16 protein-coding genes and 2 tRNA genes are annotated in these 16,416 nt (G+C 64.0%); 12 read left to right on the plus strand and 6 right to left on the minus strand.

The window, feature by feature from the left end; translation table 11 throughout:
* The first annotated feature begins 73 nt into the window (after positions 1 to 73).
* The 11 genes from hscB to AC1Q64_RS13615 all read left to right on the plus strand — a co-directional run bounded on the left by hscB (position 74) and on the right by AC1Q64_RS13615 (position 7,427).
* Positions 74 to 592 carry a Fe-S protein assembly co-chaperone HscB gene (hscB, locus tag AC1Q64_RS13565; RefSeq protein WP_492251682.1) on the plus strand — a complete coding sequence of 173 codons (519 nt, stop codon included), beginning with the start codon at positions 74 to 76 and terminating at the stop codon, positions 590 to 592.
* Between the two features lie 80 nt (positions 593 to 672).
* A complete protein-coding gene (gene hscA / locus AC1Q64_RS13570; RefSeq protein WP_492251683.1) occupies positions 673 to 2,544 on the plus strand; it encodes a Fe-S protein assembly chaperone HscA in 1,872 nt (623 codons plus the stop codon).
* A gap of 42 nt (positions 2,545 to 2,586) precedes the next feature.
* Positions 2,587 to 2,925, plus strand: coding sequence for an ISC system 2Fe-2S type ferredoxin (fdx, locus tag AC1Q64_RS13575; RefSeq protein ID WP_492251684.1), 339 nt, complete (start codon positions 2,587 to 2,589; stop codon positions 2,923 to 2,925).
* The gene (dnaQ, locus tag AC1Q64_RS13580) at positions 2,925 to 3,638 is read left to right on the plus strand and encodes a DNA polymerase III subunit epsilon (protein WP_492251685.1); all 714 of its coding nucleotides are present in this window, start codon (positions 2,925 to 2,927) and stop codon (positions 3,636 to 3,638) included. Before fdx ends, dnaQ begins: the two co-directional genes overlap by 1 nt.
* A 37-nt stretch (positions 3,639 to 3,675) precedes the next feature.
* A tRNA-Val gene (locus AC1Q64_RS13585) sits at positions 3,676 to 3,750 on the plus strand.
* A gap of 51 nt (positions 3,751 to 3,801) precedes the next feature.
* Positions 3,802 to 3,876, plus strand: a tRNA-Val gene (locus AC1Q64_RS13590).
* A gap of 155 nt (positions 3,877 to 4,031) precedes the next feature.
* Positions 4,032 to 5,069 (plus strand): histone deacetylase family protein, encoded by a 1,038-nt coding sequence (locus AC1Q64_RS13595; RefSeq protein ID WP_492251686.1) that lies wholly within the window; start codon positions 4,032 to 4,034, stop codon positions 5,067 to 5,069.
* Positions 5,070 to 5,104: 35 nt separating this feature from the next.
* Positions 5,105 to 6,202 (plus strand): NAD(P)/FAD-dependent oxidoreductase, encoded by a 1,098-nt coding sequence (locus AC1Q64_RS13600; RefSeq protein ID WP_492251687.1) that lies wholly within the window; start codon positions 5,105 to 5,107, stop codon positions 6,200 to 6,202.
* A 143-nt stretch (positions 6,203 to 6,345) separates the two neighbouring features.
* Complete coding sequence (locus AC1Q64_RS13605) at positions 6,346 to 6,648, plus strand: DUF883 family protein (protein ID WP_008904788.1); 303 nt, start codon at positions 6,346 to 6,348, stop codon at positions 6,646 to 6,648.
* A 45-nt stretch (positions 6,649 to 6,693) separates the two neighbouring features.
* Positions 6,694 to 7,089, plus strand: a complete 396-nt coding sequence (locus AC1Q64_RS13610; RefSeq protein ID WP_099730347.1) for a phage holin family protein — start codon at positions 6,694 to 6,696, stop codon at positions 7,087 to 7,089.
* A 50-nt stretch (positions 7,090 to 7,139) separates the two neighbouring features.
* On the plus strand, positions 7,140 to 7,427 hold the full coding sequence (locus AC1Q64_RS13615) for a hypothetical protein (protein ID WP_291437913.1): 288 nt from the start codon (positions 7,140 to 7,142) through the stop codon (positions 7,425 to 7,427).
* Between the two features lie 129 nt (positions 7,428 to 7,556).
* Here the strand turns inward: AC1Q64_RS13615 and AC1Q64_RS13620 are convergent, their stop codons facing one another.
* Complete coding sequence (locus AC1Q64_RS13620) at positions 7,557 to 8,609, minus strand: quinone-dependent dihydroorotate dehydrogenase (protein ID WP_291437904.1); 1,053 nt, start codon at positions 8,607 to 8,609, stop codon at positions 7,557 to 7,559.
* Between the two features lie 36 nt (positions 8,610 to 8,645).
* Between AC1Q64_RS13620 and rpiA the strand changes: the two genes are divergently transcribed.
* Positions 8,646 to 9,335: a ribose-5-phosphate isomerase RpiA gene (gene rpiA / locus AC1Q64_RS13625; RefSeq protein WP_492251688.1), complete on the plus strand. Its 690-nt coding sequence runs from the start codon at positions 8,646 to 8,648 to the stop codon at positions 9,333 to 9,335.
* 129 nt (positions 9,336 to 9,464) lie between these two features.
* On the opposite strand, the gene AC1Q64_RS13630 is transcribed toward rpiA, so the two are convergent.
* The 5 genes from AC1Q64_RS13630 to AC1Q64_RS13650 form a co-directional block, all read right to left on the minus strand.
* Entirely contained in the window at positions 9,465 to 10,112 is a 648-nt protein-coding gene (locus tag AC1Q64_RS13630) for a glutaredoxin family protein (RefSeq protein ID WP_492251689.1), read from the minus strand.
* A gap of 59 nt (positions 10,113 to 10,171) precedes the next feature.
* A complete protein-coding gene (locus tag AC1Q64_RS13635; RefSeq protein WP_291437901.1) occupies positions 10,172 to 12,217 on the minus strand; it encodes a M3 family metallopeptidase in 2,046 nt (681 codons plus the stop codon).
* 69 nt (positions 12,218 to 12,286) lie between these two features.
* On the minus strand, positions 12,287 to 13,141 hold the full coding sequence (gene folD / locus AC1Q64_RS13640; protein ID WP_492251690.1) for a bifunctional methylenetetrahydrofolate dehydrogenase/methenyltetrahydrofolate cyclohydrolase FolD: 855 nt from the start codon (positions 13,139 to 13,141) through the stop codon (positions 12,287 to 12,289).
* A gap of 73 nt (positions 13,142 to 13,214) precedes the next feature.
* Positions 13,215 to 13,841, minus strand: coding sequence for a response regulator transcription factor (locus tag AC1Q64_RS13645; protein ID WP_007848524.1), 627 nt, complete (start codon positions 13,839 to 13,841; stop codon positions 13,215 to 13,217).
* Positions 13,838 to 16,390 carry a PAS domain S-box protein gene (locus tag AC1Q64_RS13650; protein ID WP_492251691.1) on the minus strand — a complete coding sequence of 851 codons (2,553 nt, stop codon included), beginning with the start codon at positions 16,388 to 16,390 and terminating at the stop codon, positions 13,838 to 13,840. Before AC1Q64_RS13650 ends, AC1Q64_RS13645 begins: the two co-directional genes overlap by 4 nt.
* Positions 16,391 to 16,416 lie beyond the last annotated feature (26 nt).

Genomic DNA, 16,416 nt, shown 5'->3' on the forward strand with positions numbered 1-16,416 from the left:
GATGTAACGCCAAACCGCCAACGCGCTCTGTGCTGGCGGTTTTTTCTTGGATTTTCTTCACGCCCCCTTGCGCATGAATCTGCAATCTGACGACTTCGAACTGTTTGGCCTGGCTTGCCGCTTTGCACAAGAACGCAGCGCCATCGACGCGCGCTGGAAGGAACTGCAGCGCGAAGCCCACCCCGACAAGTTTGCTGCGCAAGGAGCGGCGGCGCAGCGCGTGGCGATGCAGTGGTCTGTGCGCATCAACGAGGCTTACCAACGCCTGAAGGACCCCATGCGCCGGGCGGCCTATCTGTGCGAACTGCACGGAGCGCCTATCCGTGCTGAAGACAACACTGCCATGCCTGCTGCCTTTCTGATGCAGCAGATGGAGTGGCGCGAGGCACTGGAAGATGCCCGCGCAGACAGAGAGCTGGATGCACTGGATGATGAGGTGGAGCAAGCGCGCCGCGCCGCTCTGGCGCAGTGCGAGCAACTCATCGACCAGCAGCAGGACCATGCGGGCGCGGCCCGCCAGGTCAGAGCCCTCATGTTCATTGCGCGATTTGCGGACGACATAGAACGTCGCCGAGAGCAACTGGGACAATAGAGCGGTTTTGCTTTCCCCCCGGGGCCCCTGTCGCTTGCTGAGGTGATGGCGTCCCCCACCACGTTGAGACCCGAAATTTCATGGCGCTTTTGCAGATCTCCGAACCCGGCCAGTCCCCCGACCCGCACCAGCGGCGCATCGCGGTGGGCATTGACCTGGGCACCACCCATTCTTTGGTTGCCGCTGTGCGCAATGGTGTGTCCGAATGCCTGCCCGATGCCCAGGGCCGGGTGCTGCTCCCTTCGGTAGTGCGCTACCTGGCCAATGGCGGTCGTCAGATCGGATATGACGCCGTGGCGGCGCAGGCCCAGGATGCGCGCAACACCATCGCCTCGGCCAAACGCTTCATGGGGCGTGGCCTCAAAGACGTGGCAGAAGTAGGAAAGCTGCCATACGACTTTGTGGCGGCTGCCGATGGCGGCGAGGGCGGTATGGTCAGCCTGTCCACGGTGGACGGCAACAAGTCGCCCGTCGAGATCAGTGCCGAGATTCTGGCCACGCTGCGCTACCGCGCTGAAGACACGTTCAATGACGACCTGTACGGTGCGGTGATCACCGTGCCTGCGTACTTTGACGATGCCCAGCGCCAGGCCACCAAGGATGCGGCCAAGCTCGCCGGTATCAACCTGCTGCGCCTGATCAACGAGCCCACCGCTGCCGCGATTGCCTATGGGCTGGACAACGCCAGCGAGGGCGTCTACGCCGTCTATGACCTGGGTGGGGGCACCTTCGATATTTCCATCCTGCGCCTGACGCAGGGTGTGTTCGAGGTGATCGCCACGGGCGGCGACTCTGCCCTCGGAGGCGACGACTACGACGCTGCGCTGGCAGACTGGGTGCTGCAGCAGGTGGGGCAACAGGCGGTCACGCCAGCCGACAAGTCGGCCGTGCGCATGGCTGCGCGCGTCTGCAAGGAGGCCTTGACTGCTACTGATTTGGTAGCATTCAAGGCAGAACTGTCTAGCGCTTCTGTGCAATTTGACGTCAAACAGTCGGATTTTGATGCCGTGACGGCGGATTTGACTGCCCGCTCCATGGCGGCTGTGCGCCGTGCCTTGCGCGATGCGCATCTGGCGCGCGATGAAGTGCAGGGCGTGGTCATGGTGGGCGGCTCCACCCGAATGCCACAGGTGCAGCGGGCCGTGGCAGAGTTCTTTGGCAAGGAGCCACTGACCAACCTGAATCCCGACGAAGTCGTTGCGCTGGGTGCAGCCATCCAGGCCAACCAGCTGGCGGGCAACAACACAGCCGGTGATCTGCTGCTGCTGGACGTGATTCCGCTGTCACTGGGCATTGAGACCATGGGCGGGCTGGTGGAACGCATTGTTGCGCGCAACGAGACCATACCCACCGCCAAGGCGCAGGACTTCACGACCTACAAGGACGGACAGACCGCGCTGGCCATCCATGTGGTGCAGGGCGAGCGTGACCTGGTGCAGGACTGCCGCAGTCTGGCGCGCTTTGAGTTGCGCGGAATTCCTCCCATGGCTGCGGGCGCTGCGCGCATCCGTGTGACCTTCACCGTCGATGCCGATGGCCTGTTGAGTGTGGCCGCGAAAGAGCAGGGCAGTGGGGTGGAGGCCCGCATTGACGTGAAGCCATCGTACGGCCTCACGGACGACCAGATCGCGCGCATGCTGCAGGACGGCTTTGCCACGGCCGCGCAGGACATGAAAGCCCGCGCTGTGGTCGAGGCTCGCGTGGACGCCGACCGCATGCTGATTGCCACGCAAAGCGCGCTCGACGCGGATGGCGACGTGCTGAGCCCCAAGGAGCGGGCTGCCATCGACGCTTTGATGGTGGCCTTGCGCCACCAGCGCGACGCCGACGATGCAGCCTCTATCGAGGCCGCCACGGAAGCCCTGGCCAAGGGCACCGAGGCGTTCGCAGCCCAGCGCATGAACCGCGGTATCCAGCAGGCCCTCGCCGGCAAGAACGTCGCGAGCCTGTGATCCGAGCCTGCGTATCCCTCTGAACAAGAAAAAGACCACCCCATGCCCGTCATCAAGATCCTTCCCCACCCCGAATACTGCCCCGCAGGCACTGAGATCACTGCGCCCGCAGGCACCTCGATCTGCGAAGCCCTGCTGGACAACCACATCAACATCGAGCACGCCTGCGACATGAGCTGTGCCTGCACCACCTGCCACGTCATCGTGCGCGAGGGGCTGAATTCGCTGAATGCGGCAGAAGAAGAGGAAGAAGACCTGCTCGACCGCGCCTGGGGCCTGGAACCGCAGTCGCGCCTGTCGTGCCAGGCCATCCTGGCGCAGACCGACCTGATCGTCGAAATTCCGAAGTACACGATCAACCACGCCAAGGAAAACCACTGATGTCCCGGCAAATTGTTTTGGACACTGAGACCACCGGCCTTTCGGCCGAAGGTGGTGACCGCATCATTGAACTGGGTTGTGTGGAGCTGCTCAACCGCAAGCTGACCGGCAACAACCTGCACCTGTACTTCAACCCTGGCCGTGACAGCCATGAAGATGCGCTGAAGGTGCACGGCATCAGCAACGAGTTTCTGAAGGACAAGCCCAAATTTGCCGACGTGGTGGACGACATCCTGCAGTACCTGCAAGGCGCCGAGATCATCATCCACAACGCTGCGTTCGACGTAGGCTTTCTCAACAAGGAACTGGAGCTGGTGGGGCGCCCGGCGTTTGGCACCTATGTGCAAAGCGTGACCGACACGCTGGCCATGGCCAAGGAGATGTACCCGGGCAAGCGCAACTCGCTGGACGCCCTGTGCGACCGCCTGGGCGTGGACAACTCGGGCCGTACGCTGCACGGCGCCTTGCTCGACGCCGAGCTGCTGGCCGACGTCTACATCAATCTCACACGCGGGCAGGATGCCTTGCTGATCGCCGACGATGGCCATGACAGCGTTGACGGCGTGAAGGTGGCCGCCATCGATTTGCGTGGTCTTGCGCTGCCGGTGCTGCGGGCGAGCGAACAAGAGCAGACGGCCCATGCCGAGGTGCTCACGCAGATCGACAAGGCCAGCGGTGGCAAAACAATTTGGCGAACTCTCCAGTCGGCCTGAAAAGCTGTGCCATAATAGAAGGCTGTCGCAGCGACAAGGGTGATTAGCTCAGCGGTAGAGCACTGCCTTCACACGGCAGGGGTCACATGTTCGATCCATGTATCACCCACCATGTTGCTGCCAGACTTTTCGCAGCGGTATCTTTCTCCAAGGTGCTTGCGACGGGTGATTAGCTCAGCGGTAGAGCACTGCCTTCACACGGCAGGGGTCACATGTTCGATCCATGTATCACCCACCAATTCAAAAACCCCTGCAGGTTCCTGACCTGCAGGGGTTTTTTCTTGGCTCGTCCGCCTGTCTGCAAGCTGCAAAGTGCAGCGACCATTCGCCAAAGCGGCGTACAACGCAGGCTTGCGCGCTACATTTGTCGCCCGTACCTGCAACGCTGCATCCATGATCACCTTCCACAATCCCTTGCACCAGGGGCATGCACCGGCCCACGAATTCTTCCGGGGCGAGCGCGTGCCCTGTTTTGAAAAACCCGAACGTGTGGACTATGTGGAAGACGCCCTGCGCACACGCGGCCACGCCATGGTGTTGCCCGATGTGGACTGCAATGCCGTGCTGGCGCAGGTGCATGCGCCGCGCTATCTGGCCTTTCTGCAGACCGCCTGGCAACAATGGCTGGCGCTGGACCCAACCAATGCGTCAGTGCAGCCTTTTCCGTCTGTCTGGCCGGTGCGCACGCTGCGCAGTGATGTGGAACCCGATAACTTTGTCGCACGGCTGGGGCTGTACTCCATGGACAACGGTACACCCATGGCGGCAGGAACCTGGGCCGCAGCCAAGGCGGGGGGCGATGCTGCTGCCAGCGCGGCGGCACGCGTTGCGCTGGGGACGCGCGCCGCGTTTTGCTGCACACGGCCGCCAGGGCATCATGCGGGCCCGGACTTCATGGGGGGCTATTGCTTCTTGAACAACGCCGCCGTGGCAGCGCAAACCCTGCGCAACCAGGGCGCCCAGCGTGTGGCGGTGCTGGATGTGGACTACCACCACGGCAACGGCACGCAGAGCATCTTTTACGACCGCAGCGATGTGCTGTTCATCAGCATGCACGGTGACCCGCGCACGGAGTACCCCTTCTACCTGGGCCACGCCGACGAGACGGGCGAGGGGGCTGGTGTTGGTTTTAACCTGAACCTGCCCTTGCCTGCGGGCACCAGCGCGGCAACATGGTTCGATGCACTTGAGCAAGCGTGCCTGCGCATCACGGATTACCGCGCCGACGGGCTGGTGATTTCTCTGGGGCTGGATGCCTTTGAGGGCGATCCCATCTCGCGGTTTGCACTGGCCTCGTCAGATTTCACCCGCCTGGGCGAGCGGCTGGCACGGCTGGGGTTGCCCACGGCGTTCGTGCTGGAAGGCGGCTATGCGGCGGCTGAGCTGGGCACCAATGCCGTCAACGTGCTCGATGGCTTTGAGCAGGCCTGACGCGGCACCCGGCAGGTGATGCAGGAGACGCACTGATGATCGATACGGTGGATTGTGTGGTGGTAGGCGCGGGCGTGGTGGGTCTGGCGGTGGCCCGTGCACTGGCGCTCCAGGGGCGGGAGGTCATGGTGCTGGAGGCAGCGGAGGCCATCGGCACTGGCACCAGTTCGCGCAACAGCGAGGTGATTCACGCGGGGCTGTATTACCCCGCAGGGTCGCTCAAGGCCAGACTGTGTGTCCGTGGCAAGGAACTGCTCTATGCCTACTGCTCGGAGCGCGCTGTGCCCCACCGCCGCTGCGGCAAGCTGCTGGTGGCCACCTCTGCAGCCCAGCTGGACAGCCTGGAAGGCATCCAGGCGCGGGCCCACGCCAATGGGGTGCTAGACCTGCAACGCCTGAACCGGGAAGAGGCCCTGGCGCTGGAGCCCGCGCTGGCTTGCGTGGGTGCTTTGCATTCGCCCAGCACCGGCATTGTTGATAGCCATGCGCTCATGCTGGCGCTGCAGGGCGATCTGGAGCATGCGGGTGGTGTTGTAGCGCTGAATTCGCCGCTAGCGCTTGCATCTATTGGCTCTGATGCTATTGATTTGGAAGCGATTGATGGCACACGCCTCCGCGCACGCACCGTGGTCAACGCCGCCGGGTTGCACGCCCCCGCGCTGGCTGCAAGGTTTGCGGGGCTGGCCCCGCAGCATGTGCCTACCGCTTACTACGCCAAGGGCAACTATTTCACGTTGACGGGCAAGGCGCCGTTCAGCCGACTGATTTACCCGGTGCCCGAAGCGGCTGGGCTGGGTGTACACCTCACGCTGGACCTGGGCGGCCAGGCCAAGTTTGGCCCGGACGTGCAATGGGTGGACTCGCCCGACGATCTGCAGGTGGACCCCGCGCGCGGCGATGCCTTTTATGCCGAGGTGCGCAAATATTGGCCGGGCTTGCCAGATGGCGCTCTGGCGCCGGGCTACGCTGGCATGCGCCCCAAGATTCACGGGCCCAGTGCATCCGCTGCCGACTTCGTCATTCAAGGGCCTGCTGTCCATGGGGTAGCAGGGCTGGTCAACCTCTTTGGCATCGAGTCGCCCGGCTTGACAAGTGCCCTGGCCATTGCGGAGCATGTGGCTGCGCTGGTTTGATCTGCGGCAAGCCATTTGCAATCAGTAACCTCTTGCGTCCCCGTCCTACGAGGGGTTTCTGCGCGGATGGCTAAGATGAACTTCAGCCCCAACGTTCGCGTACGGGGTTTCCATCACTCTTGGCACTACACAGAAAGGCTTGTATGACTGCTTCTGACACCACGACCACCCAGGGCGAACTGGAAAAGCTGGTTTCCGATCTTCGGGGGCTGTTGGCCAACAAGGACCTGGACGCAGTGCCTGAAATCAAGCTGCTGCGCCAACGCCTGGACGATGGTATGCACAACGTGCGTGAATCCGCTGTGCGCGCCGCTCAGGACGCCGCCCGCCAAGCGAAGGAAGCCGCTTTGGCAGCCGACCGCTACGCCCATGACGAACCTTGGCGTGTGGCGGGTGCCGCATTGGCCGTGGGTGCGTTGGTTGGCTTTCTGCTTGCACGCCGCTGATCGTCGCTGTCCTCCCATGACGGCACGCCACAGAGGCAACAAGACATGAATTGGCTCTCGCTGCTGGGTCTGGAAGGGTTGGCCGCTCGCTGGCGTGCCAACCTGATCGAGGGCGCAATCGCCGCCGAAGACCGGATGGATCTGGCCCGCCTGGAATGGGCGGACCTCAAGCAGCGGCTGCAACAACTGCTGGTGCTGACCATTCTGGTCGTTGGGCTCACGGTGGTGGCCCTGATCATGGTGTCGCTGGCGGTGCTGGTGCACTTTTGGGACTCCCCGCAACGCACGCTGGTGGCGTGGCTGGTGGCTGCCGTGTGGGCTGCAGGCTGGGCCGCCGCCACGGTGTCGTTGGTGTCTGTGGCGCAGCGCGCGGGCAGCGGCTTTGCGCTGACGCGGCGAGAGTTGGCCCAGGACTGGCGTGACATCAAGGAGCGCTTGTGAGCACCCCCCACCCAACCACTGGTACACCGCAGACTGCAACCACAGTAAAACTGGTAGCTACGTCGGAACAGCAGCGTGTGCTTGACCGAATTGAACTGCAGCGCGAGCGGCTGCGTGCCCGCCGCGTGGCCCGGGCCCAGGCCCGCGCGCTCGCGGAGCAAGCCGGAGGTGCCACAGGCAGTGGAGATGCCTCGCTGGCGCTGCGCGCCGCCGGGTTCGCGCGCGAACACCCGCTGGCGGTGGCGGCCATGGCCGGTGTCGCTCTGGTGGCCGGCCCGCGCAGGTTGATCCGGTGGGCGGGCATTGTCCTGCCGATGCTGATGCGCTTGCGGCGCTGACCACTGGCGGGGTTGCGGAGGGCGGCGCCCTGCTGCTCAAACCCACGCCGAAAACTGAAACGGAGCCCTGTTGCCAGAGGCTCCGTTTTCTTATGGGGCCATGCGGTCGAGCGTTTGTGGCCCGAAGGTTTAGCGCAAGGCCTTGATGGCCTTGGCGGCCTTCACAACCAGCGCAGGGCCTTCATAAATCAGGCCGGTGTATATCTGCACCACGTCTGCCCCTGCGCGAATCTTGCTCACTGCGTCGTCGGCGCTCATGACGCCGCCGACACCAATGATGGGGAATCCGCTGCCCAAGGTTGCGCGCAGCTGCCGAATGACCTGGTTGCTGGCTTCCAGCACCGGAGTGCCACTCAACCCCCCCGTCTCCTCCGCGTAGCGCATGCCCTGCACCGCAGCGCGGCCGATGGTCGTGTTGGTGGCAATCACACCGTCCATGCCGTGGCGCTGCAGCGTCGCGGCGATCACTGCCACCTGGGCTTCATCCAGGTCCGGTGCAATCTTCACAAAAACCGGCACGCGCCGCTGGTGCTGGGCGGCCAGCGTCTCACGGCGCTCGGCAATCGCTCCCAGCAGTGCATCCAGTGCGGTATCGCTTTGCAATGCGCGCAGGTTCTGGGTGTTGGGGGAGCTGATGTTGACCGTCACGTAGTCGGCATGGGGGTATACGCCCTCGAGGCAGATCAGGTAGTCGCTGGTGGCGTTCTCGATGGGGGTGGTGGCGTTCTTGCCGATGTTGAGGCCCAGCAGCATGGGGTGCTGACGGTTCTGCTTGCGAAACTGCGCCTGCTGCACATTGCGCAGGAAGGCATCCAGGCCTTCGTTGTTGAAGCCCAGGCGATTGATGAGTGCGCGGGCCTCGGGCAGGCGAAACATGCGCGGCTTGGGGTTGCCCGGCTGCGCTTTGGGGGTCACAGTGCCCACTTCCACAAAACCGAAACCCATGGCGCCCAGCGCGTCAATGCAGCGCGCATTCTTGTCCAGGCCCGCCGCCATGCCCACGCGGTTGGGAAACTTCAGCCCCGCCAGGGTGATGGGGTCGTTCACGGTTTCGTTGCACCAGGCCCATTGCAGCGGCGTGCGCTGCCCGCGCGCCAGCATGTCCATGGTGAGTTCGTGAGCGGCCTCGGCATCCATGCCGAAGAGAAAGGGGCGGGTGAGGGCGTAGGGGATCAGGGACATGGGGAGATAATTCAGGATTACCCCCGATTTTCTCCCATGACGACCACCACTCCCCTGACCCAAGACGAACTCAAGACCCTGGTAGGCCAAGCCGCGCTGCAATACGTGGTGCCTGGCGAGATTGTGGGGGTGGGTACCGGCTCCACCGTCAACAAGTTCATTGACGCCCTGGCGGGCATGAAGGACCAGATCAAGGGCGCGGTATCCAGCTCTGTGGCCAGCACTGAACGCCTGAAGGCACTGGGCATTGCCGTGTTCGATGCCAATGAGGTGCGATCGCTGTCCGTCTACATCGACGGCGCGGACGAGATTGACGGCCAGGGTTACATGGTCAAGGGCGGCGGCGCTGCACTGACACGCGAGAAGATCGTGGCGGCGCTGGCCGAGCGGTTTGTGTGTATTGCTGACGAGTCCAAGCTGGTCAAGGCCCTGGGCCAGTTTCCGCTGCCGGTGGAGGTGATCCCCATGGCTGCCAACCACATTGAGCGCCGTTTTGCCGCCATGGGTGGACAGGCCAGCCTGCGCCTCAAAGACGGACAGCCGCTGGTGACCGACAACGGCCAGCACATTCTGGACGTGAAGGGCCTGTCCATCACCGACCCGCTGGCGTTCGAGTCAGAGATCAACCAATGGCCTGGCGTGGTGACCGTAGGGGTGTTTGCTCATCAGAAGGCATCCGTGTGTCTGCTGGGCACGGCGCAGGGCGTGAAGACGATTACCTATTGATGAATGATGGTGGAGCGGGTGACAAGCCCAGCCCGTTGTTCGCCAATGCAAAAGGGGCCTCCAGAGGCCCCTTTTGTTGGGTAGATGTGAATCGATCAGCCGCCCGGAGGCGGAGGCTACATCACAGTGTCAGAACCGGATGCCAGCGGGATTGCTCGGTGTTGGGCCGTCATTGACCGGTGGAGGAAGCGCGGGCCGTGCAGGCGCTTTCGGTTCAGCGGCGGGTGCCGCCTCTACCGGCTTGGCCGCAACCAGCGGGGTGGGCGCTGGCTGGCGGTAGTTGCTGGGCAACTGGGATTGTTTGGGGTAACCCGCTGCGTCGAGGTATTGGATCCACTCCGCGTCCGAAAAGCCCACCAGTTGCTGGCCGCCAATGGTGCCAAAAGGCAGGCTGGTGCTGCCACTCAGGCGTTGCAGTGCGGCGATGTCCTCATTGCTGGCCACTGTGCGTTCGGTGTAGGGCACTCCGCGCGATGTGAGCAAGTTACGCACACTCACGCAGGGCGCGCAGTCGCTGCCGGTGTAGATGGTCACAGGGTACCGGTTGGCCACCTGGCGCAGTTCGTAAGGTAACGCTCCATTGGCTGCTGCTGGGCTAGCGGTCGGGGCTGCGGTGCTGCGTGCAGGCGGCGCGCTGGCCTCGGCGGGAGGACGGTCTGAGAAGGTCACCTTGCCGTCGGGTCCGACGATGCGATAGACGGATTGTGCCTGAGCACCCACACAAGCCAGGGCCATCAACAAGGATGCGGCGGCAGGGGCGAACGTAGTACGGGGCATGCGGGTTCTCCTCATTCTTGTGGGGCGGTGGTTCTTGTGGGCCAGGCGACAGACCGCACTCAGGCAGTCAGTTCTTCCGCCATGCCCTGGTGGCGCAGGAGGGCATCCAGACTGGGCTCGCGGCCACGGAAGGCCTTGAACGACTCCATGGCGGGGCGGCTGCCACCCGCTTCCAGGATGGCCTCACGGTAGCGTCTCCCGGTTTCGGTGCTGGGCAAGCCGTCGGTGCCGGCGGTTTCTTCAAAGGCGGCGTAGGCGTCGGCGCTGAGTACCTCAGCCCATTTGTAGCTGTAGTACCCCGCTGCATAGCCGCCAGCAAAGATGTGGCTGAAGGTGTGGGCCGTGCGGCTGAACGCGGGCGGCTGCAGCACGGCCACTTCCTGGCGCACCTGGGTCAGCAGGGGCATGAAGTCCTGGGCCGGGTCGTGTTCGGTGTGCAGCAGCATGTCGAACAACGCAAACTCGATCTGGCGAAGGGTCTGCATGCCGCTCTGGAAGTTCTTGGCGGCAATCATCTTGTCAAACAGCGTGCGCGGCAGCGGCTCGCCGGTGTCCACGTGGGCCGTCATGTGTCTGAGCACATCCCATTCCCAGCAGAAGTTTTCCATGAACTGGCTGGGCAGCTCCACGGCGTCCCATTCGACGCCGCCAATGCCGGAAACATCGCGTTCGTTCACCTGGGTCAGCATGTGATGCAGTCCATGGCCAAATTCATGGAACAGCGTGATCACGTCGTCATGGGTCAACAGTGGCGGCTTACCGTCCACGCCGTCCGCGAAGTTGCAGACGAGGTGGGCAATCGGCGTTTGCAGCACTCCGGTGTCGGGGCGCTGCCAGCGCGTGCGCACGTCATCCATCCAGGCGCCACCCCGCTTGCCGGTGCGGGCGGGCTGGTCGAGGTAGAACTGGCCCACCAGTTGGCCGCTGCGCTCGATGCGATAGAACTCCACCGCAGGGTGCCACACCGGTGCCGTGTCGCGGCGGATGGACACTTCAAACAGCGTCTCGATGATCTTGAACAGGCCTGCCAACACCTTGGGGGCCGTGAAGTAGGCCTTGAGCTCCTGCTCACTGAAGGCGTAGCGCGCTTCTTTGAGCTTTTCAGAGATGTAAGGCCAGTCCCAGGGCTGCGGGTCGGTCAGCCCCAGGTGTTCGGCTGCAAAGGCGCGCAGGTCGGCCACATCCTTTTCGGCATAGGGCCGGGCGCGGCGGGCGAGATCACGCAAGAACTGGACAACCTCGGCGGGTGACTGGGCCATCTTGGGCACCACGGACACTTCACCAAAGTTGGCGTAGCCCAGCAGCTGGGCTTCTTCTCGGCGCAAGGCCAGGATTTCGCCAATCAGCGCGGTGTTGTCGAATTTCTGGCCTTCGCCTTCGGCCTGGTCCGAGGCACGGGTGACATAGGCGCGGTATAGCTTGGCGCGCAGGTCGCTGCGGGTGGCAAACTGCATCACAGGCAGGTAACAGGGCATCTTCAGGGTGAGCTTGTAGCCTGGTTTCCCGTCCGCCTGTGCGGCCGCCAAAGCGGCTTGCTGCACATCGGCCGGTACACCGTCCAGTTCCTCCGCGGTGGCGTAGTAGGCAAAGGCATCGGTCGCGTCCAGCGCGTTTTCGCTGAACTTCTGGCTCAGCTCGGCCTGGCGTTCCTGGATCTGGGCGAAGCGCTCTTTGGCCGCCCCGGTCAGCTCAGCGCCGCTGAGTACGAAGTTGCGCACTGCGTTGCGGTGGGCTTGGCGCTGCTCGGTCGTCAGGGTGGCGGGGTCGATGGCCTTGTACTTGGCATAAAGGCGTTCGTCAGCGCCCAGGCGGGTCCAGAACTCCGTGACGCGGGGCAGGGCGGCGTTGTAGGCCGCGCGCAGTTCCGGTGTGTCGGCAACGCTGTTGAGGTGGCTGACAGCCCCCCAGGCGCGGCCGAGCTGTTCGGTGGCTACATCCAGCACCTTGGCGATGGCATCCCAGCGGGCAGGGAAGTCGGGCGCCGTGACGGTCTCCAGAGCCTGGTTGGCACGCTCCAGCAGCACATCAACCGCAGGGGCTACGTCCTGTGGGGTGATGCGGTCAAAGGCGGGGAGGTCGGAGAAGTCGAGAAGGGCGTTGCTCATGCGGGATTAGATGGCGCCAAGCGGCGCAGGTTCAAGTTGCAAAGCGGCTGGCGTCTTCCCCGGGCGCGGTCAGCGCGCGGCAGCCCGCTCGGCGGCTTCGATGGTGTTCACCAGCAGCATGGTAATGGTCATGGGCCCAACCCCGCCAGGGACGGGGGTGATCCAGCCCGCCACCTCTTTGACGCCCTCAAAGTCCACATCGCCGCACAGTTTGCCGTCGGCCTTGCGGTTGATGCCCACGTCGATCACGATGGCACCGGGCTTGACCATGTCGGCGGTGAGCGTGTTGGCGCGGCCGACCGCAGCCACCACGATGTCTGCCTGGCGGGTGTGGTAGCCCAGGTCGGGGGTGCCGCTGTGGGTGACGGTGACCGTGGCATTGGCCTGCAGCAGCAGCAGGGCCATGGGCTTGCCCACGGTGTTGCTACGGCCGATGACCACGGCATGTTTGCCCTTGATCGACTGGCCCGTGGACTCGATGAGCTTCATGCTGCCGTAGGGCGTGCAGGGGCGGAAACCGTCCAGCCCGGCCAGGAGTTCACCGGCCGACAGTACCGAGTAGCCATCCACATCCTTGGAGGTGGCAATGGCCTCGATGACCTTGTGCGGGTCAATGTGCTTGGGCAGGGGCATCTGCACCAGGATGCCGTGCACCGTGGGGTCCGCATTGAGGGCTTCGATGCGTGCCAGCAGCGCAGCCTCGCTCAGATCGGCGTCGTACTTTTCAAAGATGGAACGCACGCCGCTGTCCTCGCAGGCCTTGACTTTGTTGCGCACATACACGGCCGAGGCTGGGTCTTCGCCCACCAGAATCACCGCCAGGCCAGGCTGGTGGCCACGGGCGGTGAGAGCGGCAGCGCGTTGCGCCACCTCGCTGCGAAGTTGGCGGGAAAGGGCGTTGCCGTCGATGAGTTGGGCTGTCATGTCAGAGAATACAAGTCAAAATGGCTGGTGGCGCTAGTGCAATATGCGCTGGTAGCTATCAAAATGAGAGCGATCAGCCCTTGGGCGCGTTCTGCCCCAGAGCGATCTTGAGCAGGTCGGCCACGGTGTTGGCGTTGAGCTTCTCCATGATGTTGGCGCGGTGCGCCTCCACCGTCTTGATGCTGATGCCCAGGTCGTCGGCAATCTGCTTGTTCAGGCGACCGGCCACGATGCGTTCGAGCACCTGGGCTTCGCGGCTGGTCAGCTTGGACAGCAGGGCATCGCGGCTGGCGGCCTGCTGGTAGCCCGCGAAGGCTTCGCGGGCGTGGTCCAGCATGCGCTCGACCAGACCCACCAGTTCTTCTTCGTCAAAAGGCTTCTGGATGAAGTCCAGCGCGCCTTTCTTCATGGTGTTCACGGCCATGGGCACGTCGCCGTGGCCGGTGATGAACACGATGGGCAGCGGCGATTTGCGCTCAATGAGGCGGTCCTGCAGCTCCAGACCCGTCATGCCGCCCATGCGGATGTCCACGATCAGGCAGGCCACCTCGCGCGGGTCGTAGCGCGACAGGAAGGTTTCAGCCGAATCAAAGCAACGCACCCGGTAGTCCTTGCCTTCCAGCAGCCACTGCAGGGAATCGCGAACTGCTTCGTCGTCGTCCACAACGTAAACAGTGCCTTTTTTCGGAATCAAGCTCATGCAACAGTCCTTGGGTTTTGTTCGTTTGCTACAGAATTTGTAGTGGCATCAGCAGGCTTGGCGAGCGGCAGCCAGAAGGAGAACCTGCAGCCTGTGACCTCCGGGCCATTGTAGAGGTTCTCCGCCTGCATCCGACCCTGGTGCGACTCGACGATGCTGCGGCACAAATTGAGACCCATGCCCATGCCTTCCTGCTTGGTGGAGAAGAAGGCCTCGAACAGGCGCTCCAGCACTTCAGGGGCGAGGCCTTTGCCCGTGTCCTGCACCGAGAACTCGACCACCTGGCGGTCATCGATCTGCTTGGGCACCACACGCAGCTCCACGCTGCGGTTGGCGGCGGGGCGGTCGGCATGCTGGATGGCTTCGGCGCCGTTCTTCATCAGGTTGACGAGCACCTGCTCGATCAGGATGGTGTCGGCCATCACCTGCGGCAGGCGCGCGGCGACGTAGTGCGTCAGGCGCACGTTGTGCCGGCGCAGCTCGATGTCGGCCAGCTCGACGGCTTCGTTGACCATCGAATGCACGTCGGCCAGCGTGCGGTTGGGCTCGCTCTTTTTCACGAAGGAGCGGATCCGCTGGATGATCTGGCCTGCGCGCTGCGCCTGGTGGGCCGTCTTTTGCAGGGCTGTGAGCAGTGCCTCTTCGGTGAGCTGGCCGCTCTGTATGCGCGAGACCATGCCGCTGCAGTAGTTGTTGATGGCGGTGAGCGGCTGGTTGAGTTCGTGCGCCACGCTGGACGCCATCTCGCCCATGGTGATGAGGCGGCTGACCGACTGCGCGCGCTCGGCTTGCCGCTGGGCCTGTTCCTCAGCCAGTCGGCGGGGGGTGATGTCCGTGGCAATCACCATCTGGGCCAGGCGGCCGTCCACCCAGTTCAGATAGCGCGAGCGCACTTCGAGCCACTTGCCCAGGTCGGGCAGGTAGATTTCTGCGTTTTCGCTGCGGGCGCTGGTCAGTGTGTCGGTGGGCAGGCCCATCAGGCCGTCCTCATCGTCCATGCCACTTTGCTCCTTGCCCGCGATCGGCACTACGCCAGCCTGCGCCACCAGTTGCAGGTGCCCGCCGGTTTGCGACCCGAACCACTGGCGGTAGAGCTTGTTGGCAAACAGCAGCTCTTCGCTGCCCAACGGGGCCACCGACACCGAGGCGTCCAGCGACTCCAGCACGATGGTGAAGCGCTCGTGCGACGCCGACAATTGTTCCCGGATGCGATTGGGTTCCGTGATGTCGGTCATCGACGTCATCCAGCCCGTCTGCTGGCCATGGGCGTCGATCAGGGGCGACACATAAAGCCGGGCGTCGAACAGCGTGCCGCTTTTGCGTTTGACACGCACCTGGAAGCCCCCCGCCATGGTGTTGCCACGCAGTTCGTCGCGCAGCTTGGCCTGCAGGGTTTCGTGATCGGCCTCGGGCCAGTAGGGGAAGGGGGCCTTCAGGCCCACGAGTTCCTCGGCGCTCCAGCCCGTCATCTGGCAAAAGGCGGCATTCACATAGCTGATGCGGCCTTCCATATCCAGGGCGCGCATGCCGGTGAGGATGGAGTTTTCCATCGCCCGGCGAAAGTTGGTCTCGGCCACCAGTGCCTCTTGCGCCTGCATGCGGCGACGGGTGTGGCGCCAGGTGGCAATCAGCATCCAGGCCGTCATCGCGCTCAGCGTGCCCACTAGCCAGAACAGCCCGCTGCCCACCACACCGAGCGATGTGCGGTAGGCCTGGGCGCGCAGCACCAGGCCGTTGCCGACGGGGGAGACCGGTACCTCGTACTCGTTGGCCTTGGGCGTCCATGGCAGCAACTGCGTGGCCTTGTTGCGCGGGCCCAGCGGCGTGCCCGCCAGCACCTGGTTCTTGCTGTCGAGCAGCGTCACCGCGTAGCGCGCCAGCACTTCGGTGGGGGTGCCGTAGCGCAGCAGGCTGTCGATGGAGTATTCGCCCAGCACCACGCCGCTGAACTTGCCCTGGTTGTTGAGCGGTACCTGCAACTGCAGTAGTGGGGTCGCGTCGCCCGACGTAGCGGCCGGCTGCGCGTACACCGGTTGCTGCAGGTCCCGCGCCAGGCCAAAGGTGTCGGCGGTGTCGCCGGGCTTGAGGACTTCGCCTGCGATGCGCAGCTCACCACTGGCCAGTGTGGGAGCGGCCTGGCTTGCGCGGATGCGTCGGCGGTCGTCAATCCAGGTGATGGCCTGCAGCTCGGGGTACTGGCTGATCAGTGCCTCCGCGCGGCTGATGAACTCTGCCTTGCCCAGGTCCTGGTTGGACACATCGCGGGCGATGCGCATGAGCTGCTCCTGCCGCTCCAGCAGGCGCAGGCGTACTCGCTGCTGGGCGTATTCCACGTCTCGCCGTAGGGCTTCTTGTTCGCGCTCGGCTTCCTCGGCACGCAGGTACCAGAACGCCGCAACGATGGCGGCCAGGAACATCAGCACTGCCGCGAGGGGGGCGAGTGCGGCAAAACGGTCTTGCCGGGTGGGCGACAAGCCGCGCCACCACTTGCGCCACCAGCGTATCGGCGCTGCCACGGTCGTGGCCGTGGGGGAGGAGGTGGTGGGCATCGAATCCATTTAGGGAGTGTAGAGGA

It is taken from the genome of Acidovorax sp. GW835-FHT14G06 (genome assembly GCF_058793595.1).